12 protein-coding genes and 1 pseudogene are annotated in these 18,276 nt (G+C 37.3%); 8 read left to right on the forward strand and 5 right to left on the reverse strand.

The annotated features are described in order from the left end of the window. The first annotated feature begins 15 nt into the window (after nt 1-15). From I6F10_RS00565 to I6F10_RS00575, 3 genes and pseudogenes are all read left to right on the forward strand, one after another. A complete protein-coding gene (locus tag I6F10_RS00565) occupies nt 16-2,955 on the forward strand; it encodes a TonB-dependent receptor (protein ID WP_197098178.1) in 2,940 nt (979 codons plus the stop codon). 305 nt (nt 2,956-3,260) lie between these two features. After that, nucleotides 3,261-4,052: a hypothetical protein gene (locus tag I6F10_RS00570; protein ID WP_197098180.1), complete on the forward strand. Its 792-nt coding sequence runs from the start codon at nt 3,261-3,263 to the stop codon at nt 4,050-4,052. A 256-nt stretch (nt 4,053-4,308) separates the two neighbouring features. Then, a pseudogene (locus I6F10_RS00575) lies at nt 4,309-6,048 on the forward strand (SulP family inorganic anion transporter). Between the two features lie 52 nt (nt 6,049-6,100). On the opposite strand, the gene I6F10_RS00580 reads toward I6F10_RS00575, so the two are convergent. Further along, entirely contained in the window at nt 6,101-6,778 is a 678-nt protein-coding gene (locus I6F10_RS00580) for a glutathione S-transferase family protein (protein ID WP_165743141.1), read from the reverse strand. 317 nt (nt 6,779-7,095) lie between these two features. Beyond that, nucleotides 7,096-10,167: a PKD domain-containing protein gene (locus tag I6F10_RS00585; RefSeq protein ID WP_197098182.1), complete on the reverse strand. Its 3,072-nt coding sequence runs from the start codon at nt 10,165-10,167 to the stop codon at nt 7,096-7,098. A gap of 814 nt (nt 10,168-10,981) precedes the next feature. Here I6F10_RS00585 and I6F10_RS00590 point away from each other — a divergent pair. The 5 genes from I6F10_RS00590 to I6F10_RS00610 all read left to right on the forward strand — a co-directional run bounded on the left by I6F10_RS00590 (nt 10,982) and on the right by I6F10_RS00610 (nt 16,062). Continuing rightward, nucleotides 10,982-11,575, forward strand: coding sequence for a DUF1223 domain-containing protein (locus tag I6F10_RS00590; RefSeq protein WP_331461815.1), 594 nt, complete (start codon nt 10,982-10,984; stop codon nt 11,573-11,575). Nucleotides 11,576-11,881: 306 nt separating this feature from the next. After that, nucleotides 11,882-12,562 carry a CsgG/HfaB family protein gene (locus tag I6F10_RS00595; protein ID WP_076923668.1) on the forward strand — a complete coding sequence of 227 codons (681 nt, stop codon included), beginning with the start codon at nt 11,882-11,884 and terminating at the stop codon, nt 12,560-12,562. Next, complete coding sequence (locus I6F10_RS00600) at nt 12,562-12,909, forward strand: DUF4810 domain-containing protein (protein WP_008165258.1); 348 nt, start codon at nt 12,562-12,564, stop codon at nt 12,907-12,909. The genes I6F10_RS00595 and I6F10_RS00600 overlap by 1 nt, the downstream gene beginning before the upstream one ends. A gap of 1 nt (nt 12,910) precedes the next feature. Continuing rightward, nucleotides 12,911-13,588, forward strand: coding sequence for a DUF799 domain-containing protein (locus I6F10_RS00605; protein ID WP_165743139.1), 678 nt, complete (start codon nt 12,911-12,913; stop codon nt 13,586-13,588). A 296-nt stretch (nt 13,589-13,884) separates the two neighbouring features. Then, nucleotides 13,885-16,062 carry a GAF domain-containing hybrid sensor histidine kinase/response regulator gene (locus tag I6F10_RS00610; RefSeq protein ID WP_165743138.1) on the forward strand — a complete coding sequence of 726 codons (2,178 nt, stop codon included), beginning with the start codon at nt 13,885-13,887 and terminating at the stop codon, nt 16,060-16,062. Nucleotides 16,063-16,065: 3 nt separating this feature from the next. On the opposite strand, the gene I6F10_RS00615 is transcribed toward I6F10_RS00610, so the two are convergent. The 3 genes from I6F10_RS00615 to I6F10_RS00625 form a co-directional block, all read right to left on the reverse strand. Beyond that, nucleotides 16,066-16,407 (reverse strand): YajD family HNH nuclease, encoded by a 342-nt coding sequence (locus I6F10_RS00615; RefSeq protein WP_024604747.1) that lies wholly within the window; start codon nt 16,405-16,407, stop codon nt 16,066-16,068. A 37-nt stretch (nt 16,408-16,444) separates the two neighbouring features. Then, the gene (locus I6F10_RS00620) at nt 16,445-17,380 is read right to left on the reverse strand and encodes a hypothetical protein (RefSeq protein ID WP_165743137.1); all 936 of its coding nucleotides are present in this window, start codon (nt 17,378-17,380) and stop codon (nt 16,445-16,447) included. Between the two features lie 85 nt (nt 17,381-17,465). Further along, a complete protein-coding gene (locus I6F10_RS00625) occupies nt 17,466-18,080 on the reverse strand; it encodes an acyl carrier protein phosphodiesterase (RefSeq protein ID WP_165743136.1) in 615 nt (204 codons plus the stop codon). Nucleotides 18,081-18,276 lie beyond the last annotated feature (196 nt).

The following is an 18,276-nucleotide window of genomic DNA, read 5'->3' on the forward strand; positions in this document are numbered from 1 at the left end:
AAACGGGAGAGATACATGAAACTCAATCAAATTACTTCAACATTAATTAATAAGCATAAAAGAAGTAGCTCTACAGCAATCAGTGCCGCAGCCCTTTTACTAATGGCTTCTTCAAATATTGCAGCGCAAGAGGCTCCCGCAGCTTCAGAAACGGCAGCTGCAGACATTGAAGTTATTGAAGTAAAAGGCATGCTAGGCAGTATGAAAGCCGCCGCTATGCTTAAGCGTACTGACGGACGTATTGTAGATGCAATTGTTGCTGAAGACATTGGTAAGTTACCAGATAATAATATTGCAGAAGCGTTGCAACGTATTACTGGCGTATCTATTAATACCGATTTTGGTGTGGGTGACAGTGTTTCGATTCGTGGCTTACCTCAAAACCGTGTTGAATTAAATGGTCGCTCTACTATTGGTGACTCTCGTGACGGCATTAGCTTGCAAGATTACCCATCAAGCTTCTTAAAAACAGTAGAAGTAGTTAAGTCTCCTACTGCCGATATGATTGAGGGTGCATTAGGCGGAACAGTTAGTTTAAAGACAGTTCGCCCATTAGAGTTAGATAAACTAACTGGCGCAGTTTCATTAGATGGCGAATACGCTGATAAAACAGAAAATGTAGCTCCTATTTTTAGTGGTTCAATTGGTAACAACTGGGACTTTGATGAAATGGGTACCTTTGGTGCCATTGCTATGTTTTCATTCCAAGATCGCGAAATTCGCCAAGATGAAACATCTAGCCGTGTTAAACCTCAAGATATAGAAATTAATGGCCAAGAAGGTAATACACCTAGTGGCAACGCTATCGTAAGAGACGAGCACAGTGTTGAACAATATGTAGAACAACGTAAACGAACTGCTGTAAATTTATCTCTTCAATGGGCACCACAATCTGGTAATGGCATGGTGTATCTTGATTTAAGCGGCACAAAGCGCTCAGGTGAACAAGCTGGTAACTCTATTTTAGGTGTCGCAGGTTCGTTATCAACAGATGCAAATACAACTCAAGATGCTAACGGCGTAAACAATTACACGTTAACAAACGAATTTGGTATTCCTAAAACATACAGTGACTTTCGTGAAACTGACTCGTTTTCAAATGCACTTGGTGCAGAGTGGAACCTTACTGACAGCATCAAAATCTCTGGTGAAATTGCGGTAGCATCATCAGAAAGCGTAAGACCTGATTCTGAATTTACACTTCGCCCAATCGAAAAATCAACATTTGAAGCAAGTGGCGGAACTCAGCTAACAAATCATTTATATGATGGTGCATTCTCTCAGGACGGTAATAAATTACCAAGCATCATTCATTCAGATCCTAATGCATTTACTGACCCACAAAACTTAGCACTTCGTACGTTTAAAAGTGAAGATAGAAGAACAGACAATGACGAAACAGCTATTCGTTTTGATGTTGAAATGTTTGAGCCACTCAGCAGCTTAAGCTGGGTATCTAAAGTAAAAGCGGGTGTACGTGTTACTAACCGCGATTACGAATATGAGCAATACAAAGTAGAAATTAAAGACATTTATAAAAATGCATTTAACGACTCAGACGGTTCGTTAGCCACTTTATGGGTTGATGACTACAACGCTGCTTTTTCAAATAGCTTTACAACAGTTAGCCACGACAACTCATTTGACCAACTAGGTCATTCGGGACAAAATGACCTACTAACCTTTTTAAGCTACAACGGTTTATCTAACCCGGCCAATACTTACGCTCAACTTCAGCAGTTACTTGCAGGTACTAACTTAGCGTCAGCAGGTAGTCTTTCAGATAACCAAGAGTTCCAAGAAAGCGCATACCGTAACGTAGTTGAAGATACAGCTGCCGTGTATATATCAGCCTACTTAGACTTTGATAACATCACTGCAATTGTGGGTGGTCGTTATGTAACTACAGATTTAGAATCAAGCGTATTTCTTAATGGCGAAAAAGTAACTGGCGACAATGACTACAGCGACTTTTTACCAAGCTTAAACGTAACGTATAACTACTCAGACGAAACATTATTCCGCTTTGCTGCTGCAAAAGTTATGCGCCGCGCTGACTTTAGCGAACTAAGCCCTGCATTTGACGTTAATAACGACATTACAGGTGCAACGCAAGGCTCTATTGATTTAGAACCATATCGTGCAACGCAATACGACTTATCTGTAGAGCATTACTTTGACCAAGGTAACGTAATTTCTTTCGCAGTATTTTATAAAGATGTTGAATCTTTCTTAAGTAACGAAAGTAGCTGTGTAGCTGCATCAAGCACTTCAACAGGCCAAAACGTAACTCAATGGAACCAAGTATGTCAGCTTGACGTTGCAGGTGTTTCACAAGATAACCTAGTTTACTCGGATGCAACTGACTTCCCAGTAGATGCTGATGGCTTTAACCATGTAGCAGGCTTACGTGACGCAGGACTAACGGGTATCGATACTGTTAAAAATGTAAACGGTGAAAACGGCTCAGTACAAGGCTTTGAAGTTGGTTATCAACAGTTCTTTACAGACCTACCTGGTGCATTTTCTGGCTTAGGCATTAACGCAAACTACACATACGCAGACAGCGAGCAACCAAACGGTAACCCGTTATTAGATATTTCTAAAAATACGTATAACTTACAAGTATTTTGGGAGTACGAAGGTTTCTCTACTCGTCTAGCTTATAACTACCGTGACAGTTTCTTAGATACTGAAAACGAGAAACGTGTAGAAAATATTAACTCAGACGGCAGTATTTCAGCAGAAGGTACTGTTTACGGTAATAACTACCGTGACGACAGAGGTCAGTTAGACTTCTCTGCAAGCTGGGATATTAACGAAAACGTGACCTTAGTAGGTAATGCGACCAACTTAACGGGTGAGCCTTCTATTTACCTATCTGAACTAGGTGGTGCTTGGAAGTACACTGAAGCGGATCGCCGTTACAGCTTTGGTATTCGCGCTAAATTTTAATTTTCCCTAGAAACTAAAGCCTGCTTTTATGCAGGCTTTTTTACGTCTACAAAAAAGTGGCACTTGTGTTAAAACATCGCACAATTTTTATAACTAAATATTTAAAGCAATAAAATTATCATTGAATAATACTCCAAACTAAAATTTAGATACCGCTTAAACAATACCAACCTCCCGCACTTCACTTTTAGCGCACAAACTAAGCACCATACATTGCACTAAAAACCAGCAACCTTGCAGCTTGGTTATAAAATGTCTAGCATTCTAAAGCTGTACTTATAATTGGTACTAAAAAAGGATTAACAATGTCTCTAAAATACATAACAACAATATCAATCACATTATCATTACTATTATTAACAGCATGCGGCTCTGGGGGAAGTAAAACAAAAGAGGCTGAAAGTATTGAAATACCACAATCAAAAGCGGTTATTAATAACAGTCCCTTAAGTGACTACAAAATAATTATCTATGGTAATAGCCATAGTTCACAGTTAGGGGGCTTATTAGAAATAATTATTACAAACCAGTTACCTAGCACTTTAGTCAAAATAACGACTGTTAGTGGTCGATTTTTAGATGAAATAGTCGCAGTAGATGCAAATGTCGATAAATTAAAAAGTGATAACTGGAGTCATGCAATTTTTCAAGGCCAAAAGTACTCACAATCAGGTTCGACTGACTACCCTACAAGTGCAACTGAGCGAGTAATCTCGAACGCAAAAGAGCATAAAATTACACCTATTTTATTTCCAGAGCATCCTCAAAAAGGGGATCCCGCAGAAGCAAAGCAGGTTTACGACCTCCATTTAGCAATCAGTCAAAAACAACCTAGCTGCATAGCGCCTGTTGGCTTTGTATGGAATCGAGTATTAGAAATAATGCCTAGTATAAACCTTCATAGTGCCGACGGTAATCATGCATCCTATGCTGGGAATGTCCTTACAGCGATGACCTTTTATCAAATCATTACCTCGGAATTAACAGACACAATGCCATTTATTCCTGCTATAGATTTAACACAGCAAGAACAAGCTTTATTTGGACAAGTAGTAACAGAAGTACTTGAGTTATATCCGGCATGTGGTGCTAAATAATCTTAAAAAATTTAAAATTAGATTTTAGATTTAGTGATTTCCTGAGGGCTCAATATCAGTACATTAATACTACGCACATAAGCTGATTAAAAGACACCTCAGGAAAATTCAATTTTCACTTTTTTGCCAAATTATAAATTTAATATCTTGATAAATAATCACCTGCAATTTATTAAAATAACCGCCGTCCTAGCTATACTTATTTGAATATTAAATTTACTATCAAAACGTTGTAACTATTAGCAGGAAAACTAAAGTGCTGTCGCGTTTATATAATTTTATGCCCGGTTTAAATACATTGCTGCACTATGAACGCCAATGGTTTGCTGATGATGTAAGGGCGGCGCTATCAGTAGCGGCAGTGGCTTTACCTGTTGCCATTGCTTACGCACAACTAACCGGTGTTAACGCCGCCGTAGGGTTATACTCTTGCATACTGCCAATGATGCTATATGCACTTTTTGGTACTTCAAAACAATTAATAGTCGGCCCTGATGCCGCAACTTGCGCCGTTATTGCCGCTGTAGTAACACCTCTTGCTGCAGGTGACAGCTTTAAGCATTGGCAACTTGTTGTCACCATGACCGCTATGACCGGCTTTTGGTGCTTTATAGCCAGTAAATTTAAGTTAGGTGTATTAGCCGACTTTTTATCTAAACCTATTTTATTGGGCTTACTAAACGGCGTAGCTATCACTATTATTGTTGGTCAATTTTCTAAAGTATTTGGTTTTACTTTTGATGAGCGCTACTTACTTGAACGCCTCGGTGGTGTGCCCACATACCTAGCGCAAACACATGTTCCCACCTTATTAATGGCTTTGTTTACACTGGCGGTCTATTTTGCCATGAAACGGATAAAGCCCACGTGGCCTGCATCTATGTTTGCTATTGCTTTTAGTGCGCTTTTGGTATGGATTTTCGATTTAAAACAATTTGATATAAAAACCATTGGCACCGTAACTGGCGGGCTTCCCGTTTTTAATACCCCTGTTTTTGATTTAGGGATTATTCGTGAGCTGGTGGTACCCGCACTTAACTTAGCCATCGTGAGCTTTGTTAGTATGATGCTAACTGCCCGCAGCTTTGCTGCTAAAAATGGCTACGACATAGACGCCGATAAAGAATTTAGAGCGTTAGGTATTGCCAATATAGCGTCAGCTCTTTCGCAAGGTTTTGCCGTCAGTGGCGCCGACTCACGCACCGCTGTTAACGATGCAGCAGGTGGTAAAACACAGTTAGTATCAATAATAGCAGCGGCCATTATTGCTGTCATAGCTGTATTTTTAACAGCCCCACTTGAATTTATTCCAAGCGCAGCGCTAGGTATTGTACTTATTATTGCCTCTGTACACTTACTCGATTTAAAAGCTGTTTGGCAATTAAAACGAAAAGACAAACAGGCATTTTATCTCGCCTCAGCCACCTTACTTGCGGTGTTATTTATTGGCGTTATACCAGGGATCACACTTGCTGTATTACTGGGGTTATTTCAATTTATTCGCACTGTTATGCGCCCAACCGACAATATTCTCGGCGTAGATGTTAACGGTGTAGTAAGAAGTTTAGACGCCACAGATAAAGCAAAAGCAGTGCAAGGCGTGTTTATTTACCGCTTTAATTCACCTTTAACTTACTTTAATGCCAGCTACTTTAAACGCAGATTACTTGAGTAATATGCAAGGCAAAAAGACGACACTCAATGTGTAATAATTGACGCTGTGCCCTGCTTTACTCATTTAGATTTAAGCGTAATGGCGATGCTTGCAGATCTCGACGTTATATTTAAAAAGCGTGATATAAGGCTTGAGCTTGCAGGTAGAAAACGTCAGTTACTTTCGTGGTTTGATATTGCAGGAATGAAGTCTGGAAAAGAAGGTATATATATTCACTCAGACTTATACATCGCCCTAAAAAGAAATAGCGTAAGGCAGCATACACAAGAAGTTAGCTTGTTTGAGTCAGACGAAAATAAAGAACCGCTCACACAGCAATAAAATACAATAAGCAGATCAGCTAACTGATCTGCTGTTTAGTACTAATTACTTTTTATACTTTTGGGTAGTTTGAAGGAAAAAACGCTTTTTTAGCGTCTTCATCAAACTCTTTTTTAAAGGCTATATCAGTACCAATTGCGCGTGCACGTGCAACCGCTGGGCGGCTATCAATGCTTTCAAACCAACGCTTAAGATTTGGGTACGGCGCTAAGCCCTCTTCACCTAGTACAACCGGTGCTTTATCAATCCAGCCCCATGCAGATACATCAGCAATGGTATATGTATCACCCACTATAAAGTCACGACCTTCAAGGTGAGTATCAAGTACTTCGTAATGGCGCTGCGCTTCACGTAAATAACGATTAACCGCGTAATCAAGCCCTTCTGGCGCCATGTGTCTAAAGTGTACACTTTGCCCTGAATACGGACCTAAACCCGATGCGATAAACATTAACCACGACAGCATTTCAGCGCGGTCATCGCTCTTGCCTTCAAGCTTCCCATACTTTTCAGAAAGGTACATTAAAATAGCATTCGAATCGAACACACGCGTTTCACCATCAACAATTGCTGGCGCTTTAGCGTTTGGATTAATTGCTTTAAATTCAGGTGTATGTTGCTCACCTTTTAAAGTATCAAGAGGAACAAGTTCAAACGGTAAGCCTGTTTCTTCTAAAAAGAGCGCAACCTTCATTGGGTTAGGAGTATGGTGAAAATAAAATTTAATCATGTAAAGTTCCTCAATAATTGAGCAACGATTAAAGCACAACTTGAGCGGGTGTTCAAATTGAGTTTTAACTAAGTAAAATACACAGTTAAAACGTGATTTAATTGTGAGTATTTCGTGATACTTCATTCGTAAATATCACTTATGCTAAAGAAAAAATAAACTTTTGTAAGAAGTAATATGCTTAAAAATTAATTGCAGAAGCAACAAACTAAAAGCATGGCAAGTATTAGCACTACTCATATTTGGCCCATTAAATAAAAAGCCGATATTGAGCAACGCTCAATATCGGCTTTATTAATCATTTAATTTTGTCTAAATTAATCGGCTAAAGTTGGAACTGTAATAGGAATTACAACCCTTCTTACAACTGCGCTACCATCACCTCTTATCCAAAGTATCACTTCGTAATTTAATTCCTCAAGAGAGGCATTTTTAATCCCTTTCAAATTAATTTCAAAGGTCACTTCTTCATTTGGTTTAACGTTCTCAATTAATACAGGGGTAATAGTTTCAACCCACTGCTCTCCTGAAATCACTTCAATTGAGAGATCGATTTCTTTTAAAGCCTCATCAAGAGCTGAAGAAATAGCCGCTGCAATTTCGTTACTATCATACGACAATAAAAATGTTTGTCCTTTGGTAGCTAACACAATTGAATCTAAATCATCTGTAGCTAAGCCAATTGAGCCGCTTTGCAATCCAAATACAGTCACACCTTTTTCTTGTAATACATTGATGACCTCAGTTTTGCCCGCACCCGGGTAATTCTCATCTATATCTGAATCATGAAATGGCGCGTCTGTCGCTAATAAAATAACTTTTAAAGCACCTTCACGCCAACCAATATTCATAGGTTCAATATCACCTAAACTAGTATAATTTCCATCGTTGTCTATATCTCTACCAGCTCCAGTTACAGCTTGGTACAAACCTTCTAACTGTGATTCTTGATAATCATTACCTGAATAAATGGTTAAATTATTGATTCCTGTTTTTGCGGCATCTATATCTGTAGTCACCGACTGTAATAAATAGAACGCTTCATCACCATCGTATTCATGGCCGTATCCATCAATAGGAAAGTCTGAGAAGGCAGAAACCCCAAAAGCAACATTAATTCCACGACCAGATAAGTTTTCTAATATATTGTCAGCTTGCTCTTTTAAGCTGGCTATATCATCAGTATAACTACCGCTAACATCAATTAAAAACATGACATCAATTGCTGTCACAGTAGTTTCAGGTAAGGTAAAGCTTAACTGCGAAGTAGTTTTATCCCCTTTAGATAAAGCAATTGGAGCCTTAACATCTAAAACAGAATCAACAGTTAAATCGGCTGTTTGTATTACAGAGTGAATATTTAGTAACTGCGTAGGACCGGTTGTGCCTAGAGCTTTTGACTCTTCAGAAAGCGTTAAATTAGAAGATGTAGCAACTAAAATATCTTTAATCTCCGCTGCTTTTAATGAACTATTAATTCCTTTCACAATCCCTGCAGAGCCTGTTACTAAAGCGGCTGAAAATGATGTACCTACGCCTAAGCTACCATCAGTATTCCCCCACCCCATTTGATCACCAGGAGCCGCAATATTTACGACGTTACCCATACGTGTAAAATCAGTTTCTTTATCATCTGCATCTGTTGCCGCTACAATCAATGTATTTGTTTGCCAAGCATCTTGGGCGATATCATTGATATCAACTAAAAGTTGATCATCATTTTTTTCACAGTTATTACCAGCCGAATAAACTAGTAATACATCTTTTTCTTTTGCGTATTCCACTAAGTTAGTTTGTTGTAGACGCCAATTTCTATTACTTTTTAATCTAACTTGTGAGTCGTCAGCACAAGTGCTTGTATCACCCCAAGATATATTTACAATGCTCGCACCGCTATCTATAGTCGCCTTAGTTCCTGCTATTAAATCTGTTATATAAGTTTTAATAGGAGATTCAGATGAACACTCTTCAGTAGTTGATCCATCCTTACAACGCTTAACATAAATATCGGTATGTATTAAGTTGGCACTGTGATCAACACCATACACAGCACTGCCTTCACTCGTGTTATGTCCTGCAATAAAGCTAGATACCCACAACCCATGAGAACTATCAGTTTCTGTATCATCACCTTCAACAACACCAAATTGGCCATTATCTTGTGCGCGAAGACGAGTTAAGCGAGAACTTTCAATGCTAATTTGTCCTGCACCTATACCGGTATCAACAACACCTAATGTCACTGGCGCTAAAGTACGTTCTTGTAATGCATCCCATGCTTTATCTGCGGCTACAGCTTTAACCCAATAATCTCCAGAAAAAAGAGACTCATCAGTGCTTTCCTCTGCAATATATTGTATTACAGTGTTTTTATTTTTGATTACATGACTATAATTACTAATCAGACTTAAGTTTTTTGACTCTATAACAGTATTTAAACCTGCATGCCTAACGCCACCCATTTCCCCAATTTTTGTTATCAAGCTATTTTCAGAAGCGCCTTCTCTAACTCTTATCTGTAATACTTTTAATGCATCATCAAAACTTGCGATTCCAGCATCATTATTACTAATCTCATCAAAAACAGCTTCTAATTCAGCTTCTGTAACATCATCGTTTAAATGTACTAATACTTCATTCAGCGCTGCTTCAACGGTTTGCCCATCTATAACAATATTTTCACTACCACCAGGTATAGACATAACACTTGCGGCAACATTAGTCACATCAACAAAAACACTACTTGTAGCTGTTTGACCATCATTATCTGTCACTGTTAAGTCAAAAGTTAACGTTGTATCAAAATCAACTTCTGGAGCAATAAATTTTAAAGAATTATTAGTTAAGTTATCAATTTCAATGATAATGCCGTCAGTTTGTTGCCAAGCATACGACACTATTGAGCCATTAGAATCTTCTACTATGCTTGTAATTTCTACTTCTGTATTTTCTTCAACAGTGACTCTTTCGTTTAAGCTCAATGTTGGTTCTACTAGTACATTTTTAATAGTAATTGAAATAGAGTCAGATGCAGTCAAACCACCATCATCAGTAGCAACTAATTCAAATACAACAACTTGCTCTTCATCTACTTCTGGCGCTGTAAAAGAAAGGGTGCTTGTATCTAAGCCGCTAAGCTCTAAATCAATCCCAGAGGTTTGCTGCCATGCATAGCTTACTATTGTACCGGTTGAGTCTTCAGCTGTTCCTGTAAATGAAATAGATTGATTTTCATCTACGATAAGGTCAGCTCCTGCATTTACTGAAGGTGCTGTATTGGCTACTACTTTAGGTGTTTCACTAGTACTAGATGGGTCTTTATCACTGCCACACGCAGTTAAAATAGAGGTTGCGATTAAACACAATGCAAAGCACTTTGTCTTTTTCATTTAATAAATCCTTTTGAAATTTACTGATTTTTAGTAAATCAAACATCCGTTTAAACTAAAACCGGGTGTTTTGACCCAATAAAAAGTTATACTGAAACCTTATTTTAACTAAATGACACTTAAAGGCAACAATTAAAAGTCAAATAAAACAACAGGATAGCAACTTAAGCAACACAATACCGTACCACTTATCAGAACAATAAAAAAAATAAAACACAAATAATTAACTTAATTAAAATAATAAAACGAAGCGATACTTCCTAAAACAACTCACTCCCCCCTTATTTCTAGATAAAAAAGGCTAAAAAACTAATTAGCATAATATTTATTAGGTAAATATAGCCTTGATAAATATCGCAACTTTTATTGCCAATAACTAAATAAAAACTCAAAATTTGATAACCTCTATATAAAAAAAACACTTACACACTAAAGGTTGACGCTTTTAACTAACAAACCATCAAATTAAGTATAATATTTCCTAAAAATAAAATTTAGTCATGTAAAGTATTTCAATAATTGAGCAGCTAAATAAAATACACAGTTAAAACGTGATTTAATTGTGAGTATTTCGTGATACTTCATTCGTAAATATCATTTAGGCTGAATGCAATATCAGCCTTTGCGAGAAGTAACATGCCTTTTAAAGCACTATCCCATCCATTTTTAATCTCACTTGTTGGGTTAATAAATTTTTTGCTTTCAAAGCCAAGCTGCTGAGCAAGTAACTATTTCCAGTACAGCTAATCCGACTACCTTTTTAGAGCTTTACACATCGCAAGGTTGCAGTAGTTGCCCACCAGCAGAGCGCTGGATTTCAACGTTTACAGATGATGAAAAACTATGGACTGATTTAATCCCTATTAATTTTCATGTTACTTATTGGAATTATTTGGGTTGGAAAGACCCGTTTGCCTCTGCTGTTTTTAGTAAAAGACAACGCACTTATAAGGCACTTGGTAAAAGTAGGATTGTAGCTACTCCAGGATTTATGGTTAACGGCAACGGGTGGCAAGGTTGGTTTTATAAACAAGCTATTCCTGTAGCTAAAGCCCGTTATTTAGGTAATTTAAAAGCGACTATAAACAACAGTAAAATTAATCTCGAATACGATACTGTTAATATCGAAGATAATACTGACCAAAACTTAATAGCCCATGTAGCTCTGTTAGGCTTTGGTATAGAAACACAAATACACAGCGGCGAAAACGCAGGCCATAAGTTAAAACACGACTTTGTTGTTATTGGCTACGAGCAAAATGACATGCAGACCAAGCAGCAATTATCATTAACTGACTTAACCCTGCCTCGCGTTAAAAAAATATCGCCAACAAAGCAAGCCTTAGTGTTTTGGGTATCTAAAAAAGGCGACCCTACTCCACTACAAGTTGCAGCCGATTGGTTTTAAAAATTACAGTTAATTGAATAAAATTACTAATTAACAACTCAGCGCGCAATAAATCTCCTTGTATATCAACTATAGAAAAAGGCTTTCAATAATTTAAAAACTAATGAATTAGCATTGTTATTACAAAACATTTATTCTTTTTTATTGTGTGTATCTGTATAAAACATAAATAACATTGTATTTACATCAACTTTTGTTTATAAAGTAGGTTGAATGGACTCTTGAAATAAGTAATTGACTTATAAGTATAAAAACCAAGCGCCTATCAATAAAAACTTCTGCAATTATCTATATGGACAAAAATTTATGCGAATTAACCAAAGCCACATTAAAACAATTGTAATCGCTGCAATTACAGCTTCGTCTTTAGCTGGGTGTGCTACAACATCATCAAAAGTAATAGAAACACCAACTGTTGCTAGCTATAACACAACCTACTCAGGTGCAAAAAGCAAACTAGTCGTAGGTCAGTTTGTAAACCGTTCGAGCTTTCAAAATGGTATATTTGCATCAGGCCAAGACCGTTTAGGTAGCCAAGCAAAAACAACACTAATGAGCCACTTACAACAAACAAATCGCTTTAGTGTGCTTGATCGCGACAATATGGCAGCCCTTGCGGAAGAGGCAAAGTTAACAGGTACAAAACAAGTTCTTAGCGGTGCTAAATTTGTTGTAACTGGTGATGTAACAGAGTTTGGCCGTAAAGCCATTGGCGATCGCCAGCTTTTTGGTTTATTGGGTAAAGGTAAATCGCAAATTGCTTATGCTAAAGTAACGCTTAATGTTGTTGATGTTACTACATCAGAAGTTATTTATTCAGTGCAAGGTGCTGGTGAATACAGCCTATCAGAACGTGAAGTTATTGGTTTTGGTAGCACAGCTTCATACGATGCCACATTAAATGGCAAAGTACTTGACCTAGCTATTCGCGAAGTCGTTAACAAGTTAGTTACTGGTCTTGAAGCTGGCCAATGGGGCAATAAATAATGAAAAAGCTAATTACCTTAGCATTTGTTTGTATAGCCCTAACGGGTTGTAACTCAACGAAAGAACCTATTTACTATTACGGCGACTATAGCACTGCCGTATACGCCTATTTAAAAGCAGATGACGTAACAGCCGAAGAGCAAATTAGTATGCTTGAGCAAATTATTGCCGATGCCGCAAACAAAAGTAAGAATGTTGCACCTGGCTTACATGCTCACCTAGGTATGCTGTACTTTGAAACGGGTAATCCTTCATTAGGCACTACTCACTTCGAAACTGAGAAATCACTTTTTCCAGAATCAGTTCATTACATCGACTTCCTTCTAAAATCTGCGAAAGGCGCTTAATATGCTTAATTTAAAATCATACACAGCGATCGCATTAGTCGCATTACTCGCTGGTTGTGTTTCACCTCCACCAGCACATGACTACACAGCATTTAAACAAGCAGACCCTCACTCAGTTATTATTTTACCTCCGCTAAATAATACACCTGAAGTAATTGCACCATACAGTGTGATGACTCAAATGGTCGCGCCTATAGCTGAGTCGGGTTTTTATGTTTTTCCTGTTGCTTTAGTTGATCAAACCTTTAAAGGTAATGGCCTCACTGTTGCAAGCGACGTACACCAAGTACCGGCGAATAAATTACATGAAATTTTTGGTGCAGATTCTGCGCTTTACATCACTATTGAAGAATACGGCACTAGCTATGTTGTAATTTCTAGCGAAACAGCTGTAACTGTGTCAGCCTCACTAGTTGATTTACGCACTGGCGAGCAATTATGGCAAGGCAAAGCAAGAGCCTCTTCAGCTGAACAACAAAGTAATGGCGGTGGTGGCCTTGTAGGTATGCTTGTTATTGCAGCAATCAATCAAATTGCTGAAACGGTAACCGATAAAGGCTTTGAAATCGCAGCAATGACTTCAACACGCTTACTTTCTTCAGATGTTTACAACGGCTTATTATATGGACCTCGTTCACCTAATTATGGCCAACCAGCACCAAGCGAAAAGAAAAAATAACTCTTATTGTTATTAACCTAAATCTTAAAAAGGCCGAATCATTAAATGGGATTCGGCCTTTTTAATAAAAGCTTACCTAGCTAAAAACCTTAGCAAAGTTACTTTTAAGTATTTAGAGCAGATTTTAAAATACGAGTTTAAAAACCAATATTAGTCACAATAGAAAAAACATTTCAAAAAAGTAATAATAGAGTAGCAAAATGCAATGTCTTTTTTTTAGCCGGTTCTACATGTTAAAGTTGTCATTATCACTAAATTACTCTTATAGTGAATCTATATAAATATTGAGCATTACTATGATAAAAGCACAAATACCAGCTGACGAAGAATCTAGATTAAAGGCCCTTTACGAGTATGAAATATTAGATACTGAAGCCGAAAAAGTATTTGATGATTTAACTCAACTTGCTTCTGATATTTGTGAAGCCCCCATATCACTTATAAGCTTAGTTGATCCACAAAGGCAGTGGTTTAAATCAAAGTATGGTATCGATGTAGACTCCACCGAAAGAGATATCGCATTTTGCTCTCATACAATACTGCAAGACCAAGTATTTGAAATACAAAACGCTCTACTTGATGAACGTTTTTATGATAACCCTCTAGTAACCAGCGATCCAAACATTCGGTTTTATGCGGGCACACCGCTAGTTACACCTAGTGGCAGCACAATTGGTACATTATGTGTTATCAGCGACCAGCCAAAAAAGCTAACTCAAACACAAATTAACGCACTGAAAATACTTGGCAAAGAAGTTATTGCACAACTTGAGCTCAGGTTAAACAACAGAAAGCTGGCCACTGCATTAAAACAACAACAAATACATAATAAAAATCTTGAAGAACTAAAAAAAGAAGCTGACACAGCTAACACTCTAAAAGGTCGATTTTTAGCAAATATGTCGCACGAGCTAAGAACCCCGCTGCACGGCATTTTAAATTTAGCTGAGTTTGGACTAGCAGAAACTTCAAATATAGAAAAAGATAACGCCTTAAAGAGTATTTTAAGCTCCGCGAATATACTCTCAAATATTGTAAATGACATTTTAGACTTTTCAAAAATTGAAGCGGGTAAATTAAATATTGAGAATATTAACTTTAACTTGAGCGAAGTCATTAACAATGTAATTAATCCACTAATGAAACAAGCCACAGATAAAGGCATAAAATTTATTCCATCTATAGATAAAAATATCGCTACAACCCTAAAAGGCGACCCTGTCAGAGTTTCTCAAATTTTAAATAACTTATGCTCAAATGCGATTAAATTTACACAACAAGGCCAGGTAGAGTTTAAAGTCACTGTAAAGGAGAACCTCTTAAACACGCAAAATATTGTATTTGAAATAATCGATACGGGTATTGGTATTAGTAAAGCTGCACAGCAAAATTTATTTCAAGAGTTTCATCAGGCAGATTCATCTACATCTAGAAAGTACGGGGGCACGGGCCTTGGCCTTTCCATTTGCACCAAGCTAAGTGATTTAATGAATGGCAAAATCAACTTCACGAGTAAAGAAGATAAAGGTTCTGTATTTATTTACCAACAAAGCTTTGAAACATCAGAACTCGATGAATTATTAAAACCAAATAAAGAAATAACCGATTTACAAGGGTGCACTATTTTGGTTGCCGAAGACAATAAAGTAAATCAAGTTGTCGTAAGTAAAATGCTACAAGCTCATAATGCGAAAGTAATATTTACCGAAAATGGCAAAGAATGCGTTGATTACTTTTTTGCCAACCATGTTGATTTAATTTTTATGGACATTCAAATGCCAGTGATGGATGGAGTGCAAGCCACTAAGATAATTAGAGAGCAACAAACAGATAAAACAACGCCAATTATTGCCATGACAGCCAACACCATGAAACCAGATATTGAACACTATTTGAATATTGGTATGGATGGCTATTTAACGAAGCCATTTAATAAAGATCATTTAAATAGCTTGCTCAATGTTTATAATCCAAAAAACTCAAATCTCAAAAATTTAGCAGTTAAAGTTAGTAACCCAAACATTACGAGTGAACGTAAGCTAAAACAGATATGCAATGAGCTAAAAAAGTTAATTTCAAATGCCGACAGAGTCAGTCTCTGGTTGTTTAATCACGACTATACTGCCATTAATAGCTTAATTTGCCTTGATGAAAAAAATGAGATAGTAAGTAATGCAGTTTTAAAAGCTGAAGATTTTCCTGCATACTTTGACTATATTTTAGAGCATAAAGTATTAGACGCATCAGATGCGAGAAACCACGAAATCACTAAAAACTTAACCAAGGTTTATTTTGAACCATCAAACATTTACTCCTTGCTTGATTACATCTACTTTATTGATAACAAACCGCTAGGTGTTATTTGTTGTGAAAGTGTTGGCTCAAAAATTTCATGGAGCCATGCAGATAAACTGTCACTTATTAAAGTAGCTGATGTAACAACCTTGTTTTTATCCAAACAGTTGAAATCATAGTAGCTACTTTGATTTATTAAGCATCGCTTTTAAATCGGCAAATGGAGAATGCGTTGCAGCCTCAACTTTTCGCTCTGTAGTCGACCCGCCATACATAATATGTTCGTGGTATTTATTGTGCTCATTGTCGTGGCAATAAATACACAATAACTCCCAGTTACTGCCATCCTCTGGATTATTACTATGGTTATGATCTATATGATGCACCGTTAACTCACGTAAATTAGAGTACTCAAACTCACGGGCACAACGCCCACATACCCAAGGGTACAATCTTAAGGCTTTAATTCGGTAACCTTCCTCTTGCTTCACATAAGCCTGAGGTACTGCGTTATTCTTACTCATAGTATTCCTGGTAAATTTACTATTTCAGTGATCAATACTAAAAAAACTTAATTACTGACAAATCACCAAAAGAAGTATTTATATGCCGGCCTGTTTGCTCCCACGCGCGTAGTACGACCATAAGTTTTTTATTGTCAGAAGTCCAAGAAATTCCACCGCTGTATGCTTCAACTTTTTTGGCGCCCGAATCTTTTAACCCCAGCCCAGGGGTTGTGTTTTGAATATACCCTTTACCTACTTTGTATTCAGCAAATACGTGAACATTATGCGGTAACGAAAATGATAAAAGCGAGCCAATACTCGCCCCATAAGAATTAGAAATTAATTTAGTGATCTGTGGCACAGGTGAATTTAAAAAATCAGCCTGAAACACAATATTATCTTTGTTCTCAAGAGATACATGCTTGAAAGACCAAGCGCCAACAATACTTAACGACATATCAAATTTGTTACTTAGCTTTGGCCTATTAAGAAAAAAATGCCCAAACAAAGACTCTTTATTATTGAAGGTATAAAAGTTGTGTTGGCCAGATAGCTCAAACTTGGTTGAACGTGTATTTTGCGAGAAAATTTGATCCGTTTGATTGCCGCTTAAATTGCTAGCCGTGCTTTGCAGCCCTTCAAGCGTTTGATAGTTAAATGTGATTTTAGAATTTTTAAATTTTCTATACGAGAGCAGTATATCTTGTGTTTTTGTTTCAATATCATCTTCAAAAATATCGGCTGAGTAGCCAATTTCAATGTCGTTAATATCAAAAAACACACCCACACGCTGGTTATTTATGGGCTCTAACGAAAACAGTGTTTTTTGATTACTCCCCGCCAAGTCATCGTATATTAGCGCGTGGCTAGTGCTTGGATTTGAAATAGTGGTTCGTACCGATTTTAAGTCGAAGTCGAAAGCCAATACAGCACTGGATTGAAATGCCGCTAAAACAGCAAAGCCCACAATAACCAAGTAATTACGATTCATTAAAAACACTCAAAAATTAATTTGTATTAGAGTAGCGTTTTTTTCATCTTAACTTATCACAAAAGATTAACAATTGATGAAAACTTTAAATAATGCGCTTTATGCCATTTTTTGAGGTGCTTTCAAGGTCAAACTCATTCACATGCTTAATTAGCTCCGGGAAGAACGCTAAAAACACGGCTTCTAATTCATTGTAGTTACGAGTTATATCATCAGCCGCGCCCGCAAAAGTGTTCGTAAAGCGAATACGCTTGGCAATATTATCAAGTGCTAGCCCTATTCCATCTATGGTTTCGTATTCTTTAAACCAATCGTTTTTAGTCATGCTTGTTACAACATGCTGCATTCGCGCTGGCATAACAGGTATACGGTTATTTAAAAGCTGATAGCTGGTGTACTTAAAATCACTTAAAGGTTGCTTGCTAAATCGTTGCCAATGCACAATTAAAAAATGATCAAACACCACATCAATAGCTACACCAGCAAAGCGCTTACGCTCGGGTGAAAAGTACTGTTTAGCGTGTTTTACTGCGCGGTGAGAGTCGGTAAATTTATCGACTAAATAGTGGTTATCGAGCCCGTTTATAACCGTATTTGATAAGTGTTCTACATGCCTTTTACCACCAAAGTCGCCCAACAAGTTCCCAAAGTGAGAATCGGCTGTAGGCTGTGCTAAATAAAGATGAGCTAAATAATTCAAAGTGTTCTCTGATTGGCTAATACAAATAAATAATAACGTAAATTTAGACCAAACTCACATTCGTGTTTAAAGCAGTACTTATGGTTTTGATTACCAGTTTTTACTCAAACATAATGCAAAGTATTGTATAAACAGCGCAACTATAAAACGAGTATATAAAAAGCCGCTATATCAGCTGCATCAGCTACAGCGGCTT

Source organism: Pseudoalteromonas sp. SWYJZ98, from assembly GCF_015864495.1.
GTDB classification, from domain to species: Bacteria; Pseudomonadota; Gammaproteobacteria; order Enterobacterales; family Alteromonadaceae; genus Pseudoalteromonas; species Pseudoalteromonas distincta.